The sequence below is a fragment of the Streptomyces mexicanus genome, from assembly GCF_902506575.1.
Taxonomy (GTDB): Bacteria; Actinomycetota; Actinomycetes; order Streptomycetales; family Streptomycetaceae; genus Streptomyces; species Streptomyces mexicanus.
In genome coordinates this window covers 2,267,418-2,286,999 of record NZ_LR732544.1, presented here as the reverse complement: position 1 = coordinate 2,286,999, position 19,582 = coordinate 2,267,418, and the positions used below count along the sequence as shown (strand labels likewise).

Genomic DNA, 19,582 nt, shown 5'->3' with positions numbered 1-19,582 from the left:
CGAGCGAAGCCGAGCGTGGGGGGGCGTCGGCGAGTGACGACAACGCCGCAGAGGGGGGTGCCAGGTCCCGAGTCCGGGGCATGATCCACCGGACAGGCCCTAGGCTCGGAGCAGGAGCCGGTCCATGATCCGGCTCCCGCCGTGCAGTGTGCTGACAGTGCTCACACCAGGGAGGCGTACATGGTGGCATGGACGTGGCGATTCGAGACGGCCGACGGGACGGAGGTCCAGCCCGCGGTGCAGCCGGAGGAGTTCACCACACAGGGCGACGCCGAGTCCTGGATCGGGGAGAACTGGCGGGCCCTGCTCGACGGCGGCGCCGATCAGGTGCGGCTGTTCGAGGACTCCACGGAGATCTACGGCCCGATGAGCCTGCACGCCGAAGGAGCGTAGGCGGGCCGGGCGAACCCGGCGGGCGGAGCGGGGCGGTCGGCCGTCCCGCCCCGTCGCGTCCGCCCCGCACGCTCACTGTTCGCCGAGCGTGACCTCGACCGTCTTCTCGTCGCCGTCGCGCACGTACGTCACCTGCGTCTTCTGCCCCGGCTTCGCCGCGGCCAGCGCCTCCGACAGCGAGGTGATCGAGGTGATGTCCCTGCCGCCGATCCGGACGATGACGTCCCCGGACCGGATGCCCGCCCGGTCCGCCGCGCCGCCCGCCTGGACGTCGACCACGGCGACCCCCGCCGGCTGGTAGTCCGCGCCGACGACGGTACGGCCGGTGATGCCGAGCGCGGCCCGGCCGGAGTTGACGACCCTGCCGTACTTCACGATCTGGCCGGCGATCGTCTTCACCGTCGACGCCGGGATCGCGAAGCCGATGCCGGGCGCCGCGCTGCCGCCCAGCTGGGGATCGGTGGCGGCGAGCGTCGGGATGCCGATGACCTGGCTGTCCAGGTTCACCAGCGCGCCGCCGCTGTTGCCCGGGTTGATGGCGGCCGACGTCTGCACCATGTTCGCGATCGTCGCCCCCGTGCCGCCGTCACCGCCGCCCTCGCTGACGGTCCGCCCGGTCGCCGAGACGATGCCCTGCGTCACGCTGGAGGACAGCCCGAGCGGCGAGCCCATGGCCAGCACGATCTGCCCCATCTGGACCTTGTCGGAGTCACCGAACGCGGCCGGCCGCAGGCCGCGCGGCACCTTGTCCAGCTTGACCACGGCCAGGTCCTGGTCCGGATACGCGAAGACCAGGCTCGCGGTGAGCGCCTGCTCGCTGCCCGCCGTGGTCACCCGGAACCTCCGGTCGCGCGCGACCACGTGCGCGTTGGTGACGATGTGCCCCTTGTCGTCGTACACCACCCCCGAGCCCAGGTCGCTGCTGCCCTGGATCTGCACCACGGACGGCAGCACGTCCTTGATCACCCGCTGGTAGTCGCTCTGCAGGGCGTCCGTGGCGTCCTGGGCACTCGCCCGCCGGGCGTCCAGGGAGGGGGCCCGGGTGCCGGGGTCCGACGGCTCCCGGGAGCCGGTCGGGCCGTCGCACCCGGAGACCAGGGCGGTCAGGCAGAGCACGGCGGCGAACGGGGCGATCAGCCGGAGGGCCGGCGTCCGGGCAGGCGAGACGTCCATGCACCGAGTCTTGCCGCGCGACTCGTCCGGCGCGTGCGCAGCTCACCCGAACGAGCGGCGCTCACCGAAGCGGCCGGGGACGCCGGACGCGGTACGGCTCAGCCACGTACCCCGCACAGGTGCAGCAGCGCCGCGACCGCGCGGTACGGGTCCGTCCGCCCGGCCCGCTCCTCGACGGCGAGCAGCGTGCCCATGTCGACGCCGCCGCCCACGTCTGCGATGCCGCCGACGCCGCTGATGCCGCTGATGCCGCCGATGCCGGTGTGGGGGCCGGCGACGTGGGCCCCGACCGGCAACGTCGTGCCGGCCGCGCCGGGAAAGCCCGCAGGGGCGAAGCCCGCGTGCGGGGAGCCGCCGTCCGCACGCGGCGGTTCCGGGAAGACCGTGTCGGTGAAGACCCGTACGCCGTACCAGGCGTGCAGCGGCGCGCCGATCCCCGCGAGCGTCGCCGTCAGATCGGCCAGCCGGTCCGCCCGCTCCTGCGGGCCCGGACGCAGGGCGGGCTCCGTCTCCGTCTCACCGTCCGAGCCGGTGCGCGGGCGCGGCAGGCGCGCCGTCGCGTCGAACGCCGCCAGCGCCCCGGTCCAGTCGCCGCGCAGCCCCGGCCCGAACGCCAGCGCGTCGCCGTTGCGCACCAGCAGCGACAGCAGGCCGCCCGGCGCGAGCATCCGCGCCAGCCCGGCCAGCAGCGGATCGGGCTCCGCCACCCACATCAGCACGTCGTGGCACAGCACCACGTCGAAGCTGCCCGGCAGGAAGTGGACCCCGGTGTCCCGGCCGTCGCCCTCGACGATCCGCATCCGCTCCCGGATCCCCTGCGGCTCGGCGGCCAGCGCCTCGTGCGCCGCGGAGATCATCGCGGGGTCGTCCTCCAGACCGGTCACCATGTGCCCGGCCCGTGCCAGCCGCAGCGCCTGCGTGCCCCGGCCCATCCCGACGTCGAGCACGCGCAGCCGCTGCCCGAGCGGGAACCGCCCGGCCAGCTGCTCGTCGAGCTGCCGGGCCACCAGCTCCCGCCGTACGACATCGCGCACCCCGGCCCGCCGGGCGTACGCGGCATCCCCGGAGAAAGCGGTCGTACTCAGGGCCGCTCCCCGCGCTTGACCTGCGGCTTGGGCAGCCGGAGCCGGCGCATCTGCAGCGAGCGCATCAGCGCGTAGGCGACCGCGCCCTTCTTGTTCTCGTTCGGGAAGCGCTCGTTGAGCCGCTTCTTCAGCCGGAACCCGCTGACGGCGGAGTCGAGCACGATCAGGACGATCACCACGAGCCACAGCAGCAGCGCGATGTTCTGCAGGTAGCCCACGTGGACCATGCTCAGCACGAGGATGACCACGGCCATCGGCAGGAAGAACTCCGCGATGTTGAACCGCGAGTCGATGAAGTCGCGCGCGCACTTGCGCACCGGACCCTTGTCACGGGCGGGCAGGTAGCGCTCGTCACCGCTGGCCAGCGCCTGGCGCTGGCGCTCCAGCTGGACACGGCGCTCCTCGCGCTGCCGCTTGGCGGCCTCCTTGCGCGTCGTCGGTGTGTTGGCGACACTGCGGCGCTGGGCCTGGGCCTCACTGCGCTTGGGCGTGGGGCGACCCTTGGGGGCCTGCGGGTCTCGGGGCTGCTTGGAGATGCTCACCGGCGCCTTCTCGGCGACCGGGGCCTTCTCTTCCTTGGCACGGCTACGGAACACAAATCCCAAGGGTAAAGGCTTGACCCGCATGGACCCAGCCCCGCGGGGAACGATCCGGCAACGCCGGACGTCTGTAGACGACAAGGAACGACGTCTGTCCAGAACGTGTGCAGGGCAAGGAACGGCAAGGAACACGGTGCGCGACCGCCGCACGGACCCAGGGATCACCTACTCCCTACGCCGGAGCGGAAGCGCACGCAGTCGTCCTTGGGGATGAGCGCATCCGTTCGCGAACAGTGCGGTAATGGATGCAGGGCCCGTACTGTGGGTTCTGTCGCAGAGCTGTGAGCCGGAGTCGGTCAGAAGGGGGCGCGCGAAGCCCATGAGCGGTGTCATGAAGCGTATGGGGATGATCTTCCGCGCGAAGGCGAACAAGGCCCTTGACCGGGCCGAGGACCCGCGCGAGACCCTCGATTACTCGTACCAGAAGCAGCTGGAGCTGCTGCAGAAGGTGCGCCGCGGCGTCGCCGACGTGGCCACCAGCCGCAAGCGCCTGGAACTCCAGCTCAACCAGCTGCAGCAGCAGTCCGGCAAGCTGGAGGACCAGGGCCGCAAGGCGCTCGCGCTGGGCCGCGAGGACCTCGCCCGCGAGGCCCTGTCGCGCAAGGCGGCGCTCCAGCAGCAGGTCACGGATCTGCAGACGCAGCACGCGACCCTCCAGGGCGAGGAGGAGAAGCTGACCCTTGCGGCCCAGCGGCTGCAGGCCAAGGTCGACGCCTTCCGCACCAAGAAGGAGACCATCAAGGCCACCTACACCGCCGCCCAGGCGCAGACCCGGATCGGCGAGGCGTTCTCCGGCATCTCCGAGGAGATGGGCGACGTGGGCCTGGCGATCCAGCGCGCCGAGGACAAGACCGCCCAGCTGCAGGCCCGCGCCGGCGCGATCGACGAGCTGCTCGCCTCCGGCGCCCTGGACGACCCCTCCGGCATGGCCAAGGACGACATCCAGGCCGAGCTGGACCGGCTCTCCGGTGGTACGGATGTAGAGCTGGAGCTGCAGCGCATGAAGGCCGAGCTGGCCGGAGGCTCCTCCGCCGACCGGCAGGCGCTGGAAGGCGGTCAGGACCAGGCGCAGCCCCAGCAGCAGCCGCAGGACGCCCCGCGCCTGGACAAGCAGTAGGAAGGCCGCGCCGGGGACCCACGCCGCCGAGGAGGGCGACATGATCGTACGGATCATGGGTGAGGGACAGGTGAGGCTGGCCGACAGCCACCTCGCCGAGCTCAACAAGCTGGACGACGAACTCCTGGCCGAGATGGAGAAGGGCGACGGCCCCGGCTTCCGCCGCACCCTGAACGCTCTGCTCGCCAGGGTCCGCGACCTGGGAGAGCCCCTGCCGGACGACTCCCTGGAGCCGTCCGAGCTGATCCTGCCCGCCCAGGAGGCGACCCTGGAGGAGGTACGCGACCTGCTCAGCGGCGACGGCCTGATCCCCGGGTGACGCCCGCCGGCGAGGTGTGGTCCGTGCGTGGCGGCTGCCGGCGAGGTGTGATCCGTGCGTGGCGGCTGCCGGTGAGGTGTGACCGTGCGTGGCGGCTGCCGGTGAGGCGTGGTCGGTGCGTAACGCCTGCCGGTGAGGTGTGATCCTGGCCGGCGCCTGTCGGCGAGGCCGGGGACCCCGAAGGACGTCGCCGGGACCCCGTACGGTTGTCATCCATGACCACCCTGGACCGCGCCCGCTGCCGCCTGCGGGCGCACCCCTTCGCGCTGGACGCGGCCCTCGCGGCCGGCGTGCTGGTGTGCATGGTGGTCGGCTCCTTCATCGACCCCCGCGGGCAGAACGGCGCCAGCTGGGCCGTACGCCGCCCCGAACCGCTCAGCCTCGCCCTGATGACCTGCGGCGCGGCCGCGCTCGTCCTGCGCCGCCGCGCGCCCCGCACGGTCCTCGCCCTCACCGGCACCCTCTCGGTGATCGAGTGCGTCACCGGTGATCCGCGCGCCCCGGTGGCGATGTCCGCCGTCGTCGCCCTGTTCACCGTCGCCGCCGCCACCGACCGCACCACCACCTGGCGGCTGGGCCTGTCCACCATGACGGTGCTGACCGCTGCCGCCATGCTCGGCGGGCCGCTGCCCTGGTACGCCCAGGAGAACCTGGCGATCTTCGCCTGGACCGGCATGGCGGCCGCCGGCGGCGACGCCGTCCGCAGCCGCCGCGCCTTCGTGCGGGCCATGCGCGAGCGCGCCGAACGCGCCGAGCGCACCCGCGAGGAGGAGGCCCGCCGCCGCGTAGCCGAGGAACGGCTGCGCATCGCCCGCGAGCTGCACGACGTCGTCGCCCACCACATCGCCCTGGTCAACGTGCAGGCGTCGGTCGCCTCCCACGTCATGGACAAGCGCCCCGACCAGGCCAAGGAGGCCCTGGCCCACGTCCGGGAGGCCGGCCGGTCCGCGCTGAACGAGTTGCGCGCCACCGTCGGGCTGCTCCGCCAGTCCGACGACCCCGAGGCCCCCACCGAACCCGCGCCCGGCCTGCACCGCCTGGACGACCTCGTCGGCACCTTCCGCAGCGCGGGCCTGCACGTGGAGGTGGCCCGCGCCGACGAGGGCACCGTCCTGCCCGCCGCGGTGGACCTGGCCGCGTTCCGCGTCGTCCAGGAGGCCCTGACCAACGTGCACAAGCACGCCGGGACCGGTGCCCGGGCCGAGGTCAGCGTCGTACGGGTCGGGCCGCACGTGGAGATCACCGTCCTGGACGACGGCACCGGCGACGGCACCGGCACCGGCGCTGGCAGCGACTCCGCCGGGGGCGGCGGCCACGGGCTGCTCGGCATGCGCGAGCGGGTCACCGCGCTCGGCGGCACCCTCACCACCGGGCCCCGCTACGGCGGCGGCTTCCGCGTCCATGCGATCCTTCCGGTCACGACCAGCACGCGTGCCCCGGGGGATGCCGCATGACGATCCGTGTCCTGCTCGCCGACGACCAGGCGCTGCTGCGCAGCGCCTTCCGCGTCCTCGTCGACTCCGAGCCCGACATGGAGGTGGTCGGCGAGGCCTCCGACGGCGCCGAGGCGGTCCGGCTGGCCAAGGAGCAGCGCGCCGACGTGGTGCTGATGGACATCCGCATGCCGGGCACGGACGGCCTCGCCGCCACCCGCATGATCAGCGCGGACCCCGCTCTCGCGCAGGTCCGCGTGGTCATCCTGACCACCTTCGAGGTCGACGACTACGTGGTGCAGGCGCTGCGCGCGGGCGCCTCCGGCTTCCTCGGCAAGGGCAGCGAGCCGGAGGAACTGCTCAGCGCGGTCCGCATCGCCGCCCAGGGCGAGGCGCTGCTGTCCCCGGTGGCCACCAAGGGTCTGATCGCCCGCTTCCTCGCCCAGAGCGCCGACGCCGACGACGGCCGCGACCCGGCCCGCTCGGACCGCCTGGACACGCTCACCGTGCGGGAGCGCCAGGTGCTCGTCCAGGTCGCCGGCGGCCACTCCAACGACGAGATCGCCGAGCGCCTGAAGGTCAGCCCGCTGACCGTGAAGACCCACGTCAACCGGGCCATGGCCAAGCTGGGCGCCCGCGACCGGGCCCAGCTGGTCGTCATCGCCTACGAGTCCGGGCTGGTACGACCCCGCGGCGAGTGAACCGGGCGGCGAACCCCTGGCAGGTGGAGCGGGCGGCCGGTCCCGCTCCGTCCGCGGGTGGAGCGGCCTGCACCCGGGCGTACTACGACCGGAGTAGGCGCGCGGCGCGGAAATGGACCAGGAGCCTACGGAACAGCCTGCGCCGATGACGGAGGGTGTAGGGGTGGGCGGACCTGCCGCCCGTGCCGCTTCCGCCGCTCCACAGGAGACTTTGACCCATGTCCTGGCTGTCCAGATTCAGCCTCGCGCAACGTGCGTTGGTCGGGCTGGTCTCGATCGTCGCGCTCGTGTTCGGGGCGATCGCGATTCCCCAGCTCAAACAGCAGCTGCTGCCCAGCATCGAGCTTCCCGTGGTGTCCGTGCTGGCGCCCTACCAGGGCGCCTCGCCGGACGTGGTGGAGAAGCAGGTCGTCGAGCCGCTGGAGAACACCATCAAGGCCGTCGACGGCATCACCGGTGTGACCTCCACGGCGAGCGAGGGCAGCGCCGTGATCACGGCGTCCTTCGACTACGGCAACAACACCCAGCAGCTCGTCGCCGACGTCCAGCAGGCCGTCAACCGCTCCCGCGCCCAGCTGCCCGACGACGTCGACCCGCAGGTGATCGCCGGTTCCACCGACGACATCCCCACCGCGGTCCTCGCCGTCACCTCCGACCAGGACCAGCAGGCGCTGGCCGACCGGCTGGACAAGACGGTGGTGCCGGCCCTGAAGAACATCGACGGCGTCAGCCAGGTCACCGTCGACGGCGTACGGGACCTGCGGGTCACCGTCACCCCCGACGACCGCAAGCTGGCCGCGGCCGGGCTCACCTCCGCCTCCCTCACCCAGGCCCTGCAGGCCGGCGGCGCGACCGTGCCGGCCGGGTCCTTCGACGAGGACGGCGCCAACCGCACCGTCCAGGTCGGCGGCGGCTTCACCTCGCTGCGGCAGATCGAGGACCTGATGGTCACCGGCACCGGCACCGGCACGGGCGCGGGCACGGGCACGGGCGCGGGCGCCGGCGCGAAGAAGCCGGTGCGCCTCGGCGACGTCGCCACCGTCAAGGAGGAGCCCGCCCCGGCGGACTCCCTCACCCGCACCGACGGCCGGCCCAGCCTCGCCGTCGCCGTCACCATGGACCACGACGGCAGCGCCGTCGGCATCTCGAACGCGATCGACGACAAGCTGCCCGAGCTGCGCAAGGACCTCGGCCCGGACGCGAAGATCACCGTCGTCTCCGACCAGGGTCCGGCCGTCGCCAAGTCCATCCACGGCCTGACCACCGAGGGCGCGCTCGGCCTGCTGTTCGCCGTCCTCGTCATCCTGGTCTTCCTCGCCTCGATCCGCTCCACCCTGGTCACCGCGGTGTCGATCCCGCTGTCGGTGGTGCTGGCCCTGCTGGTGCTGTGGAGCGGCGGCCTGTCGCTGAACATGCTGACGCTGGGCGCGCTGACCATCGCCATCGGCCGCGTCGTGGACGACTCGATCGTGGTCCTGGAGAACATCAAACGGCACCTCGGCTACGGCGAGGAACGCCGCGAGGCCATCCTGACCGCGGTGCGCGAGGTGGCCGGCGCGGTCACCTCCTCCACGCTCACCACCGTCGCCGTGTTCGCGCCGATCGGCCTGGTCGGCGGCATGGTGGGCGAGCTGTTCGGGCCGTTCAGCATCACGGTCACCGCCGCCCTGCTGGCCTCGCTGCTCGTGGCGCTCACCGTCGTGCCGGTGCTGTCGTACTGGTTCCTGCGCGCCCCCAAGGGCACGCCCGCCGAGGCCGAGGAGGCCCGCCGCCGCGCGGAGGAGAAGGAGGCGAACAGCCGCCTGCAGCGCCTCTACGTGCCCGTGCTGCGCTTCGCCACCCGCCGCCGCCTGACCAGCGTGCTGATCGCCGTCGTCGTCCTGGTCGCCACGTTCGGCATGACGCCGCTGCTGAAGACCACCTTCTTCGACTCCGGCGACCAGAAGGTGCTCAGCATCAAGCAGAAGCTCGCGCCCGGCACCAGCCTGGCGGCCACCGACGCCGAGGCGAAGAAGGTCGAGAAGCTGCTCGCCGCCACCAAGGGCGTCAAGGACTACCAGGTCACCGTCGGCTCGTCCGGCTTCATGGCCGCCTTCGGCGGCTCCACGGACACCAACCAGGCGTCCTACCAGGTGATGCTGGAGGACTCCGCGTCCGCCGACGACGTCCGCGCGGACATCGAAAACGGCCTGCACAAGCTGTCCGGCATCGGCACCACCACCGTCAACGCCGGTGACGGCTTCGGCGACCAGGACCTGAAGGTCGTCGTCAAGGCCTCCGACGGCACCACGCTGCGCCGGGCCGCCGAGCAGGTCCGCAGGACGGTGGCGGGCCTGGACGACGTCACGGACGTCACCAGCGACCTGTCCCAGAGCGTGCCGCGCATCTCCGTGCGCGCCAACGACAAGGCGGCCGCGGCCGGCTTCACCGAGCAGACCCTCGGCATGGCCGTCACCGAGGCGGTCAAGGGCACCACGGCCGCCAAGGCCACCCTGGACGACACCGAGCGCGACGTCGTCGTCCGCTCCGCCGAGCCCGCCCGGACGCTGACCCAGCTGAAGAACCTGCGCCTGGGCCCGGTCAAGCTCGGCGACGTCGCGACGGTCGAGCTGGTCGACGGCCCCGTCTCGATGACCCGTATCGACGGTCGGCGCGCGGCGACGATCACCGCCAAGCCCACCGGCGACAACACCGGCGCGGTGAGCACCACGCTCCAGTCGAAGATCAAGGCGCTGAAGCTGCCCGCGGGCGCCACGGCCGAGATCGGTGGCGTCACCTCCGACCAGAACGACGCCTTCAAGAACCTGGGCCTGGCCATGCTGGCGGCGATCGCGATCGTCTTCATGCTGCTGGTCGCCACCTTCCGCTCGCTGGCCCAGCCGCTGATCCTGCTGGTCTCGATCCCCTTCGCGGCCACGGGCGCCCTCGGCCTGCTGATCGCCACCGGCACCCCGATGGGCGTGCCCGCCATGATCGGCATGCTGATGCTGATCGGCATCGTGGTCACCAACGCGATCGTGCTGATCGACCTGATCAACCAGTACCGGCGCGAGGGCCACGGTGTGGTCGAGGCCGTGATCGAGGGCGGCCGCCACCGCCTGCGCCCGATCCTCATGACGGCGCTGGCCACGATCTTCGCCCTGCTGCCCATGGCCCTGGGCGTCACCGGCGAGGGCGGCTTCATCGCCCAGCCGCTGGCGGTGGTCGTGATCGGCGGCCTGATCACCTCCACCCTCCTGACCCTCCTCCTGGTCCCCACGCTCTACGCGATGCTCGAACTCCGCAAGGAGCGCCGCGCGAAGAAGCGCGCGGCCAGGCGCGAGCCGACGACGGAGGAGCAACTGGAACCGGCGGGCGTCTGACACCACGCCACACGGCCGACGGCCGGGTCCCCTTCACGGGACCCGGCCGTCTTCGTTGTGCGGGACCTGCCACGCGCGACGCGTCCGTTCACGGCATCCGGCCGGTCACGTGGCGCGGCCGGTCGCGGGATCCGCCCGGTCACGGGTGGGACGCCGCGTACAGGATGTCCCGCAGGTCGGGTTGCGATTCGCGGTCCTCTCGCCAGACCAGGCGCAGGGTGAGGGCGGGCAGGGGCAGGTCGAGGCGTACGAGGGTGCCGGCGCGGAGGCTGTCGGCGACCGCGAAGTGGGGGAGCAGGCAGATGCCGAGGCCGTGCTCGGCCCAGGCGCGCATCACCGGGACACCGCCGGCCCGTACCCGCTCGGGGCCGGTGCCCAGGATCCGTTCGCCGGCCATCCAGAACGAGCATTCCGGGACGTTGACCAGGAGCCGTTCCCGGTCGAGGTCCGCGGGTGTCAGCGCGGCGCGGCCGGCCAGCGGGTGCGTGGGAGCGGCGACCAGGGCCAGCGGAACCGGGTCGAGGTCGACGAAGGCCAGCGGCTCGGGCGGTGCGGGGAAGCCGAGACCGCCGAGGTGCTCGCCCGCGTCCAGCAGCAGCGCGGCGTCCAGGCGCCCGGCGACGACGTCGGTGAGAAGTCCCTGGCGGGCGCGGTCGCAGTGCACGTCGACGTCGATGTCCGGCCGGTGTTCGGCGAGCCGGGCGAGGACCAGGGGGACGTGCGAGCCGGCGAGGGTCTCCAGGGCGCCCAGCCGCAACCGGCGGCGCTGGTCGCGGACGTCGAGGACGGCCTGCTCGGCGGTGTCGAGCAGCGTGCGCGCCCACCGGCGCAGCCGCTCCCCGGCGGGCGTCGGCTCCATGCCCTTCGGCCCCCGTACGAACAGGGGCACGCCGAGGGCGTCTTCGAGGGTGCGGATCTGCTGCGAGACCGACGAGGGGGCGAGATCGAGCGCGGCGGCGGCCTCGGTGACGGTCCGGTGCCGGACGACCGCTTCGAAGGTCCTCAACTGGCGTAGTTCCACGTGCGGACGAACCCGGCGCGGCGTTCGGAAATTCCGAACGGGGCGTGCGGCTGTGCCGGTGGAGCGGCCGGGACGGAACGGCGACAGTGGGCGCGTCGTTCCTCCCCTTCTTCTTCCCTCGTCCCTCTCCGCTCTTCCCTCTTCCCCCTCTTCAGAAGGCTGTCTCCTCCATGACTGTCGTGAACTCGGCCGCGCCCACGGGTCTCCTCCCGTCCCGGGCGCGGCGTGCGAGCGCGCTGACGGGTGTTTCGCTGGGCTACTTCATGGTGCTGCTCGACACCACCGTGCTGTCGGTCGCCGAGCCCGACCTGGCCTCCTCGCTGGGTACGTCGATGGCCGGGCTGCAGTGGGCGATCACCGGCTACACCCTGGTGTTCGCGGCCCTGCTGCTGTCGGCGGGCGCGGCGGCCGACCGGTTCGGCGCCGAGCGGCTCTTCCGGTCCGGTGTCGCGCTGTTCGCGCTCGCCTCCCTGCTGTCCGCCCTGGCCCCGGGGCTGTGGGCCCTGCTGCTCCTGCGGGCGGTGTCGGGGGCGGCCGCGGCGGCCTGCGTGCCGGCGTCCATGGCCATGATCGCCCGCCTGTATCCGGAACCGGCGGCCCGGGCCCGGGCGATCGCGGTGTGGGCCGCGATCAGCGGCGCCGCCGTCGCGGCCGGCCCGATCGCCGGCGGCGCGCTGGTGGGGGCCGCCGGATGGCGCGCGGTGTTCCTGGTCAACGTGCCCGTCGGGCTGGCCGTGCTGGCCCTGACCTGGGGCCGCTGGGTGAACTGCCCGCGCAGCGGCCGGCGCATCGACTGGCCGGCCCAGCTGGCGGCCGTGGCGGTCCTGGCCCTGCTGACGGACGCCCTGATCGCCGCCGGCGCGCGGGCCTGGGCGCACACCGCTCGGTCGGCGGCCGCACTCCTGGTCGCGGCGCTGGTGTTCGGCGTGCTCGAACGCCGCAGCCCGGTGCCGGTCGTCAACCGGGACCTGCTGCGCTCGGCCCCGGTGCGCGCCGGTCTGCTGGCGGCCGCGGTCGCCAACTTCGCCCTGTCCGGCGCCCTGTTCGTGCTGCCTCTGCTGCTGCAGCGCGAGCGGCACCTGAGCGCGCTGGAAGCGGGGCTGGCGTTCCTGCCGCTGACCGTGCCCTTCGCCGCCAATCCGCCGCTGACCGGCAGGATCGTGGCACGGACGGGTCCCCGGCGTCCGATCCTGGCCGGGCTGGCCCTCCTGGCCGCCGGCGGCACGCTGCTGGCCCGCACGGTCTTCGCCGACGGCGCCTACCCCTGGCTGGCGTTCGGCCTGCTGCTCACCGGCTTCGGCATCTCCTGCGTCCTGCCCGCCCTGGCCGCCGCCATCGTCAGCGCCGCGCCCCACGGCACGGCCGGCGCGGCCGGCGGCCTGCTCAACGCCGTACGCCAGGTCGGCGCCACGCTGGGGGTCGCCCTCATGGGCGCCGCCGCGGCCGACGGCAGCACGGGCACCGGATGGTCGCTGCTGCTGTCGGCCGGCGTCTGCGCGCTGGCCTGCGTCGCCTTCGCGCTGACCCGCCCGACCGCCGCACCGGGCTGACAGCACAGGCGACGACAGACGCGTGCCCCGGTCCCCACGGGAGGAGGCCGGGGCACGGCAGTCTCCACGGGAGGAGGCCGGGGCACGCAGGCGTACGCCGGACGGGCTACGGCAGCGCCAGCATCCGCTCCAGGGCGAGCTTCGCGAAGGCCTCCGTCTCCTTGTCGACCTGGATGCGGTTGACCAGGGTGCCCTCGGCCAGCGACTCCAGGGCCCAGACCAGGTGCGGGAGGTCGATGCGGTTCATGGTCGAGCAGAAGCAGACCGTGCGGTCCAGGAAGACGATCTCCTTGCCCTCGGGCGCGAAACGGTTCGCCAGGCGGCGTACCAGGTTCAGCTCGGTGCCGACGGCCCACCTGGAGCCGGCCGGGGCCGCCTCGAGGGTCTTGATGATGTACTCCGTGGAGCCGACGTAGTCGGCGGCGGCGACCACCTCGTGCTTGCACTCGGGGTGCACCAGGACGTTGACGCCGGGGATGCGCGCGCGCACCTCGTCGACCGAGTCCAGGCTGAAGCGGCCGTGCACCGAGCAGTGGCCGCGCCACAGGATCATCTTCGCCGCGCGCAGCTCCTCGGCGGTCAGCCCGCCGTTCGGCCGGTGCGGGTTGTAGACGACGCAGTCCTCCAGCGACATGCCCATGTCGCGGACGGCGGTGTTGCGGCCGAGGTGCTGGTCGGGGAGGAAGAGGACCTTCTCGCCCTGCTCGAAGGCCCACTCCAGGGCGCGCTCGGCGTTGGACGAGGTGCAGATCGTGCCGCCGTGCTTGCCGGTGAAGGCCTTGATGTCGGCGGAGGAGTTCATGTACGAGACGGGGACCACCTGGTCGGCGATCCCGGCCTCGGTCAGGACGTCCCAGCACTCCGCCACCTGCTCGGCCGTCGCCATGTCGGCCATCGAGCAGCCGGCGGCCAGGTCGGGCAGGACGACCTTCTGCTCGTCGGAGGTCAGGATGTCCGCGGACTCCGCCATGAAGTGCACGCCGCAGAACACGATGTACTCGGCCTCGGGCCGCGCCGCCGCGTCCCGCGCCAGCTTGAAGGAGTCGCCGGTGACGTCCGCGAACTGGATGACCTCGTCGCGCTGGTAGTGGTGGCCGAGCACGAAGACCTTGTCCCCGAGCTTCTCCTTCGCCGCGCGGGCGCGTGCCACCAGGTCCGGGTCGGACGGCGCGGGCAGGTCGCCGGGGCACTCGACGCCGCGCTCGCTCCTCGGGTCGGCCTCGCGGCCGAGCAGCAGCAGGGCGAGGGGCGTCGGCTGAACGTCGAGCTCCTGGGGCTGGGCGGTGGTCACGACACGCACCCTTTCTACTTTTCGTCTAACTGACGCTCTCTATCATAACCGCTTCACGTCACTTTGACGATGCCCATAGTGTCGGTGTGACGTGAATCCCGGGCGCGGCGCGGGGTCGCCGCCGGGGCCGCCGCCCGGCCGCCGCCCGGCCGTCGCCGGGTCCGTCGCCCGATCGCCGCCCGGTCCGTCACCCTCCCGGGCCGCTGCCCGCTTCCCGGCGCGTGTGCGAGCATGAAGGGGACGAGCATGGACAAGAGAACAAGCACGCGCCCGGCGCGGAATGAATCCGCGGCCTCGCCGGTTGCACTCGTCGGCAAGCAGTCTCCGTACAACCCGGGAGAGATGTAGATGTCCGTATCGGACGAGACCACCACCGTCACCGACGGCATCATCCTGACCGACGCCGCCGCGGCCAAGGTCAAGGCCCTGCTCGACCAGGAAGGCCGTGACGACCTCGCCCTGCGCGTCGCCGTCCAGCCCGGCGGCTGCTCCGGCCTGCGCTACCAGCTCTTCTTCGACGAGCGCTCCCTCGACGGCGACGTGGAGAAGGACTTCGGCGGCGTGAAGGTCGTCACCGACCGCATGAGCGCCCCCTACCTGGGCGGCGCCACCATCGACTTCGTGGACACGATCGAGAAGCAGGGCTTCACGATCGACAACCCGAACGCGACGGGCTCCTGCGCCTGCGGCGACTCCTTCAGCTGAGCCGAGCCGGCCACGGCATGACACACGAGGCGGCGGTCCCCACCGGGGGGCCGCCGCCTCGTCCGCTTTCCGCGCGGGTGGCTCAGCGCACCGCGCCGGACGACCGCGGCAGCCCCGCCCCCGCCGCCGGCGGGATCCGGTGGCCGTCCGAGCCGACCACGGTCCGGCCGTCGAGCGGGTGGTCCAGGTGGACCGTGCGCTGGTACTCCTTGGCGACCAGGATGCAGACCCGGTCCCGCTGCGAGGTCTGCGTCACCGTGACGGTCACCCGGTCCGAGTCCTCCTTCGCCGACGCGGTGTAGTCCGCGCACACCCCGCCCTCGAAGGACACCGTCAGGTCGTCGCCCGCCGCGCGGTAGCCCGTCACCCGCACGTCACGCGTCACCGTCCGACCGCTCCCCGGCCCGCTGGTGCCGCTCGGGGGCGGGCTCGGCTGCCCGGACGGCGCGCCCGCCGAGGTCAGATACCGCGGGTCCACCGCCGGGTAGGCCACGGTGAACGCCTGCTGCCCGGCCGGGGCCCGCACCTGGAACAGCCAGGACGGCACCAGCGCCGGCCGCCCGCCCGAGGTGTACGCGGCCAGCCCGAACACCGCCGAGTCGATCGTGGCGGCGGTCTGCGGGGAAGCGGGGGAGGCGGGCGCGCCGCACGGCTGCTCCAGACGGTCCTTCGGCGCCACGGGGCGGGTGCAGCCGCCGATGCCCATCCGGTGGTCGGTGTGCGGGGCCCCGTTCATCAGGTCCAGGGTCCGCCGCGCGCTCAGCACCGGATACGTGTCCGCCTTCACCGGCGCCGCCAGCCGCCCGCTGCCGCCGACCACCTCGCCTTGCACCCCGATGGTCAGGGTCGTCGTCCAGCCGTACGTGGGCAGCCCGCCGATGCGCGGATCGGCGTCGACCACCCGCTGGGCGCCCATGACCTGCCCGGCGTCCACCTCGGCGTCGTCCTGTCCCAGGGCCTCGAGCACCGGCGCCGCCGCCTTCTCGGCCGCCGCCACGCTCACCGGGTGGGCGGCGGGCGCCGCCGGGTCGTGGGCGCACAGCAGGCCCTTGCAGTCGTCGGTGCCGGGCGCGTACCGGCTGAACGTCCAGGCACCCGGCGCCTGCCGGGTCACCCGCAGCACCGGGCCCGCGCCGTCCTTCCCGGTGCCCACCCGCCACGAACGCGCGTCGGCCACCGGGGTGCCCGTGACGCCGAGTGCCCGAGCCAGCCGGGCCACCTCCGCCCGGGTGACCTCGCCGCGCGGCACGTAGACCGGCGCCGAGCCGGGACCGGTGGGCAGTGGACCGACGGCGCGGTAGACGGTGCCGTAGGGGTCGGGCTCGCCGGGGGCGATGCCGTTCGCGGCGCCACCGCTGCCGTTGCCGCCGTCGCCCGTGCCCGGGGCGCGGAGGCCGTCGAGGACGAGCGGCGGGGGAGTGCTGTGGTTGCCGGGTGCGGTGGCGCCCGTAGGGCCGCCCGTGTCGCCGGACGCGTTCGTGGCGAGGTACGCCCCGCCGCCGCCCACCAGCAGCACGGCGACGGCGACCGAGGCCGCGGCCAGGGGCGAGCGCCCGCGTCCGGAACGGCCGCGGCCGGCCTTTCCGTCCGTGTCGGTCCGTGCCCCCGGTGCGCCGTCCGTGTCGGTCCGTGCCCCCGGTGCGCCGTCCGCCGCGTGCTCCGGTGCCGGGGCCGGCGGCGTGCCCGCGGGCTTTGGTGTCTCCGGCCGCCCCGAAGTCTCCCCGGCGGCCTGTGCCGCGGCCGCGTCGTCGTGGTCGGGTCGCTCGGTGTTCACCGCATCGCTCCTTCGGCTGCGCGACAGTCCCTGCCGTCCCTGGCCGGCGGCCCGGCCCCGACCTGCCCGACAGGGCGAGAGGCCGGTGGGACGTATCCGGCATCCCCCATACGGGGGACGGCGATGGGACGCGGCGGGGGAGCACTCGGTTCCCCCCGGCGCCGAGCGCGCCCAGCCGGTGCGGGCCGGCGCCCCCGGTCAGCCCGCGGCCCGGAACCCGGTCAGCCCGTGGCCCGGAACCCGGTCAGCCCGAGGCTCGGCACCCGCAGCCGGTTCGGTGGGCGTGCCCCGCTCAGTCCCCGCCGTCCGCCGTCCGGGTCCCGCCGTCTGCCGTCCGGGTCCCGTAGTCGGACATACGCTCCACCAGCCGGGCGGAGGACGGCGGCACGGACACGCCGTGGATGCGGGACGGGGACACCGGCGCGGCGGCCTCGGCGTCCGGCTCGGGGCGCGGCCAGCGCGCGGCCATCCGGGCGCAGTCCCCGCGCAGCGACGCCAGGTCGCCCTCGAGGTCGGCCGGAGCGGGCGTGGTACGGAACTCGTGCGCCATGACGGCACCGTACGCACGGCACAGTGTGCCGGGAAAGACCTACTATCGGGTAGTTCGTCGTGCTTCAGCGTCACCCGCAGACCGGGTAGCGTGAACTGTCAATCCCCCTGCCACCAGGAGCGTCCACGCCGTGCGCATCGCAGTCACCGGGTCCATCGCCACCGACCACCTCATGACCTTCCCCGGCCGCTTCGCCGACCAGCTCGTCGCGGACCAGCTGCACACGGTCTCGCTCTCCTTCCTGGTCGACCAGCTGGACGTACGGCGCGGCGGGGTCGGGGCCAACATCGCCTTCGGCATGGGTCAGCCGGGCACCCGGCCGATCCTGGTGGGCGCCGCGGGCGCCGACTTCGACGAGTACCGCGCCTGGCTGGAGCGGCACGGTGTCGACACCGACTCCGTACGGATCTCCGAGACGCTGCACACCGCCCGCTTCGTGTGCACCACCGACGCCGACCACAACCAGATCGGCTCCTTCTACACCGGGGCGATGAGCGAGGCCCGGCTCATCGAGCTGAAGACCGTCGCCGACCGGGTGGGCGGCCTGGACCTGGTGCTCATCGGCGCCGACGACCCGGAGGCGATGCTGCGGCACACCGAGGAGTGCCGCACGCGCGGCATCCCCTTCGCCGCCGACTTCTCCCAGCAGATCGCCCGGATGAACGGCGACGAGATCCGGATACTGCTGGACGGGGCGACGTACCTGTTCTCCAACGAGTACGAGAAGGGCCTCATCGAGTCCAAGACCGGCTGGAGCGACGCCGAGATCCTCGGCCGCGTCGGCCACCGGGTGACCACCCTCGGCGCGCGCGGCGTGCGCATCGAGCGCGCCGGCGAGGACACCGTCGAGGTGGGCTGCCCGGACGAGGAGCGCAAGGCCGACCCGACGGGCGTCGGCGACGCCTTCCGCGCCGGGTTCCTGTCGGGGCTGGCCTGGGGCGTCTCGCTGGAGCGCGCCGCGCAGGTCGGCTGCATGCTCGCCACGCTGGTCATCGAGACCGTCGGCACCCAGGAGTACCAGCTGCGGCGGGCGCACTTCATGGAGCGCTTCACCAAGGCGTACGGCGAGGACGCGGCCCGCGAGGTGCGCGCGCGCCTCGGCTGAGACCGCCCCTCAGGAGACCCGGCGGACCACGTACGCCACACCCGCCCGAGCCGGCTCCTCGCCCACGTACTCCTGGCCCCGCATCTCGCACCAGGCCGGGATGTCCAGGCGGGCCGCCTCGTCGTCGGCCAGGACGCGGACCGTGCCGCCGACCGGGACCTCGCCGATGATCTTCGCCAGCTCGATCACCGGCAGGGGGCAGCGCTTGCCGAGCGCGTCGACGACCCGTTCCGCCGGGCGCGCGGCCCCCTCCGGCTGCGCCGCCGGGGCGCCCAGCTTCTCGCGGACCGCGGCCACCGCGCCCGGCAGCACCGCCAGGAACCGCTCCACGTCCTCCTCCGGTGTCCCCGGCGGCAGCGACACCCGGACGTTGCCCTCGCTCAGCACGCCCATGGCCTTCAGCACGTGACTCGGGGTCAGGGTGGAGCTGGTGCAGGAGGAGCCGGAGGAGACGGAGAAGCCCTCGCCGTCCAGGGCGTGCAGCAGGGTCTCTCCGTCGACATAGAGACAGGAGAAGGTGACGACGCCCGGCAGGCGGCGGACCGGGTCGCCCACCACCTCCACGTCCGGCACCAGCCGCGGCACACGCGCCCGGATCCGCTCGGTCAGCTCCCGCAGCCGCGCCGACTCCGCCGCCGCCTCGGCCCGCACCGCCCGCAGCGAGGCCGCCGCCGCCACGATCGCCGGGATGTTCTCGAAGCCGGGCGCCCGGCCCGACTCGCGTTCGTCGGCCGGCCCCGGGGCGGCGAACCGCACCCCCTTGCGGACCACGAGCAGCCCGACCCCGGACGGCCCGCCCCATTGGTGCGCGCTCGCCGTCAGCAGCGACCAGGGACCCTCGACCGGGCCCCAGCCCAGCGACTGCGCCGCGTCCACCAGCAGCGGCACGCCCGCCGCGCGGCACACCTCGGCCACCTCGGCGACCGGCTGCTCGGTGCCCACCTCGTGGTTGGCCGACTGCAGGCAGGCCAGCGCCGTGTCGGGGCGCAGCGCCTCGGCGTACGACGCGGCGCTCACGCGGCCGGCGCGGTCGACCGGGACCTGGGTGAGCGTCCCGCCGTCCGCCTCGTGCGCCTCGGCCGAAAGGAGTACCGAGGAGTGTTCGACCGCTGACACGATCAGGTGGCGTCCGACGCGGCGCCGGCCGGCCAGCGCGCCGGCCACGCCGGTGTGCACGGCCCGCGTGCCGGACGCGGTGAAGCTCAGCTCGTCCGGTCGGCACCCCACCGCCTCCGCGGCCGCCTCCCGCGCCGCGTCCAGCAGCAACCGCGCCCGCCTGCCCTCCCGGTACAGCCGTGCGGGATCGGCCCATCCCTCGTCGAGGGCGGCGAGGAGGGCCTGCCGGGCCACGGGGTGCAGGGGGGCGGCGGACGCCGCGTCGAAGTAAGCCACACGGCTACGCTA

The 19,582-nt window shown here is 73.7% G+C and carries 17 protein-coding genes; 9 read left to right on the top strand and 8 right to left on the bottom strand.

All coding sequences use genetic code 11. The annotated features are described in order from the left end of the window. The first annotated feature begins 180 nt into the window (after window positions 1-180). Window positions 181-393, top strand: coding sequence for a hypothetical protein (locus tag GV126_RS10255; RefSeq protein ID WP_028422442.1), 213 nt, complete (start codon window positions 181-183; stop codon window positions 391-393). 72 nt (window positions 394-465) lie between these two features. On the opposite strand, the gene GV126_RS10250 is transcribed toward GV126_RS10255, so the two are convergent. The 3 genes from GV126_RS10250 to GV126_RS10235 all read right to left on the bottom strand — a co-directional run bounded on the left by GV126_RS10250 (window position 466) and on the right by GV126_RS10235 (window position 3,247). Further along, a complete protein-coding gene (locus GV126_RS10250) occupies window positions 466-1,566 on the bottom strand; it encodes a S1C family serine protease (protein WP_159664618.1) in 1,101 nt (366 codons plus the stop codon). Window positions 1,567-1,664: 98 nt separating this feature from the next. After that, the gene (locus GV126_RS10240; protein ID WP_236569940.1) at window positions 1,665-2,600 is read right to left on the bottom strand and encodes a class I SAM-dependent methyltransferase; all 936 of its coding nucleotides are present in this window, start codon (window positions 2,598-2,600) and stop codon (window positions 1,665-1,667) included. A gap of 47 nt (window positions 2,601-2,647) precedes the next feature. Continuing rightward, complete coding sequence (locus tag GV126_RS10235) at window positions 2,648-3,247, bottom strand: DUF3043 domain-containing protein (RefSeq protein WP_159664616.1); 600 nt, start codon at window positions 3,245-3,247, stop codon at window positions 2,648-2,650. Window positions 3,248-3,569: 322 nt separating this feature from the next. On the opposite strand from GV126_RS10235, the gene GV126_RS10230 reads away from it, so the two are divergent. The 5 genes from GV126_RS10230 to GV126_RS10210 all read left to right on the top strand — a co-directional run bounded on the left by GV126_RS10230 (window position 3,570) and on the right by GV126_RS10210 (window position 10,182). Continuing rightward, window positions 3,570-4,367: a PspA/IM30 family protein gene (locus tag GV126_RS10230; protein WP_159664614.1), complete on the top strand. Its 798-nt coding sequence runs from the start codon at window positions 3,570-3,572 to the stop codon at window positions 4,365-4,367. 40 nt (window positions 4,368-4,407) lie between these two features. Next, complete coding sequence (gene pspAA, locus GV126_RS10225; protein ID WP_159664612.1) at window positions 4,408-4,686, top strand: PspA-associated protein PspAA; 279 nt, start codon at window positions 4,408-4,410, stop codon at window positions 4,684-4,686. 215 nt (window positions 4,687-4,901) lie between these two features. After that, the gene (locus tag GV126_RS10220) at window positions 4,902-6,140 is read left to right on the top strand and encodes a sensor histidine kinase (protein WP_185947782.1); all 1,239 of its coding nucleotides are present in this window, start codon (window positions 4,902-4,904) and stop codon (window positions 6,138-6,140) included. Then, window positions 6,137-6,820: a response regulator gene (locus GV126_RS10215; protein ID WP_159664608.1), complete on the top strand. Its 684-nt coding sequence runs from the start codon at window positions 6,137-6,139 to the stop codon at window positions 6,818-6,820. The genes GV126_RS10220 and GV126_RS10215 overlap by 4 nt, the downstream gene beginning before the upstream one ends. A gap of 218 nt (window positions 6,821-7,038) precedes the next feature. After that, on the top strand, window positions 7,039-10,182 hold the full coding sequence (locus tag GV126_RS10210; RefSeq protein ID WP_159664606.1) for an efflux RND transporter permease subunit: 3,144 nt from the start codon (window positions 7,039-7,041) through the stop codon (window positions 10,180-10,182). A 139-nt stretch (window positions 10,183-10,321) separates the two neighbouring features. Here the strand turns inward: GV126_RS10210 and GV126_RS10205 are convergent, their stop codons facing one another. Next, window positions 10,322-11,188: a LysR family transcriptional regulator gene (locus tag GV126_RS10205; protein ID WP_202035908.1), complete on the bottom strand. Its 867-nt coding sequence runs from the start codon at window positions 11,186-11,188 to the stop codon at window positions 10,322-10,324. Window positions 11,189-11,373: 185 nt separating this feature from the next. Between GV126_RS10205 and GV126_RS10200 the strand changes: the two genes are divergently transcribed. Next, on the top strand, window positions 11,374-12,753 hold the full coding sequence (locus tag GV126_RS10200; RefSeq protein WP_159664602.1) for an MFS transporter: 1,380 nt from the start codon (window positions 11,374-11,376) through the stop codon (window positions 12,751-12,753). Window positions 12,754-12,859: 106 nt separating this feature from the next. Here the strand turns inward: GV126_RS10200 and nadA are convergent, their stop codons facing one another. Beyond that, a complete protein-coding gene (gene nadA, locus GV126_RS10195; RefSeq protein ID WP_159664600.1) occupies window positions 12,860-14,044 on the bottom strand; it encodes a quinolinate synthase NadA in 1,185 nt (394 codons plus the stop codon). A gap of 348 nt (window positions 14,045-14,392) precedes the next feature. On the opposite strand from nadA, the gene GV126_RS10185 reads away from it, so the two are divergent. Further along, the gene (locus GV126_RS10185; protein WP_028422454.1) at window positions 14,393-14,749 is read left to right on the top strand and encodes an iron-sulfur cluster assembly accessory protein; all 357 of its coding nucleotides are present in this window, start codon (window positions 14,393-14,395) and stop codon (window positions 14,747-14,749) included. A gap of 82 nt (window positions 14,750-14,831) precedes the next feature. Here the strand turns inward: GV126_RS10185 and GV126_RS10180 are convergent, their stop codons facing one another. Beyond that, on the bottom strand, window positions 14,832-16,523 hold the full coding sequence (locus GV126_RS10180) for a hypothetical protein (protein ID WP_159664596.1): 1,692 nt from the start codon (window positions 16,521-16,523) through the stop codon (window positions 14,832-14,834). A 292-nt stretch (window positions 16,524-16,815) separates the two neighbouring features. Further along, window positions 16,816-17,073, bottom strand: coding sequence for a hypothetical protein (locus tag GV126_RS10175; RefSeq protein WP_159664594.1), 258 nt, complete (start codon window positions 17,071-17,073; stop codon window positions 16,816-16,818). A gap of 130 nt (window positions 17,074-17,203) precedes the next feature. Here GV126_RS10175 and GV126_RS10170 point away from each other — a divergent pair, with 130 nt between their 5' ends. Further along, a complete protein-coding gene (locus GV126_RS10170) occupies window positions 17,204-18,178 on the top strand; it encodes a carbohydrate kinase family protein (protein ID WP_159664592.1) in 975 nt (324 codons plus the stop codon). Window positions 18,179-18,187: 9 nt separating this feature from the next. On the opposite strand, the gene GV126_RS10165 is transcribed toward GV126_RS10170, so the two are convergent. After that, window positions 18,188-19,570 (bottom strand): cysteine desulfurase/sulfurtransferase TusA family protein, encoded by a 1,383-nt coding sequence (locus GV126_RS10165; protein ID WP_159664590.1) that lies wholly within the window; start codon window positions 19,568-19,570, stop codon window positions 18,188-18,190. Window positions 19,571-19,582 lie beyond the last annotated feature (12 nt).

Coding starts and splice junctions, on each gene's coding strand:
- GV126_RS10255 (WP_028422442.1), top strand. CDS start 181: ATGGTGGCATGGACGTGGCGATTCGAGACGGCCGACGGGACGGAGGTC.
- GV126_RS10250 (WP_159664618.1), bottom strand. CDS start 1,566: ATGGACGTCTCGCCTGCCCGGACGCCGGCCCTCCGGCTGATCGCCCCG.
- GV126_RS10230 (WP_159664614.1), top strand. CDS start 3,570: ATGAGCGGTGTCATGAAGCGTATGGGGATGATCTTCCGCGCGAAGGCG.
- pspAA (WP_159664612.1), top strand. CDS start 4,408: ATGATCGTACGGATCATGGGTGAGGGACAGGTGAGGCTGGCCGACAGC.
- GV126_RS10220 (WP_185947782.1), top strand. CDS start 4,902: ATGACCACCCTGGACCGCGCCCGCTGCCGCCTGCGGGCGCACCCCTTC.
- GV126_RS10215 (WP_159664608.1), top strand. CDS start 6,137: ATGACGATCCGTGTCCTGCTCGCCGACGACCAGGCGCTGCTGCGCAGC.
- GV126_RS10210 (WP_159664606.1), top strand. CDS start 7,039: ATGTCCTGGCTGTCCAGATTCAGCCTCGCGCAACGTGCGTTGGTCGGG.
- GV126_RS10200 (WP_159664602.1), top strand. CDS start 11,374: ATGACTGTCGTGAACTCGGCCGCGCCCACGGGTCTCCTCCCGTCCCGG.
- GV126_RS10185 (WP_028422454.1), top strand. CDS start 14,393: ATGTCCGTATCGGACGAGACCACCACCGTCACCGACGGCATCATCCTG.
- GV126_RS10175 (WP_159664594.1), bottom strand. CDS start 17,073: ATGGCGCACGAGTTCCGTACCACGCCCGCTCCGGCCGACCTCGAGGGC.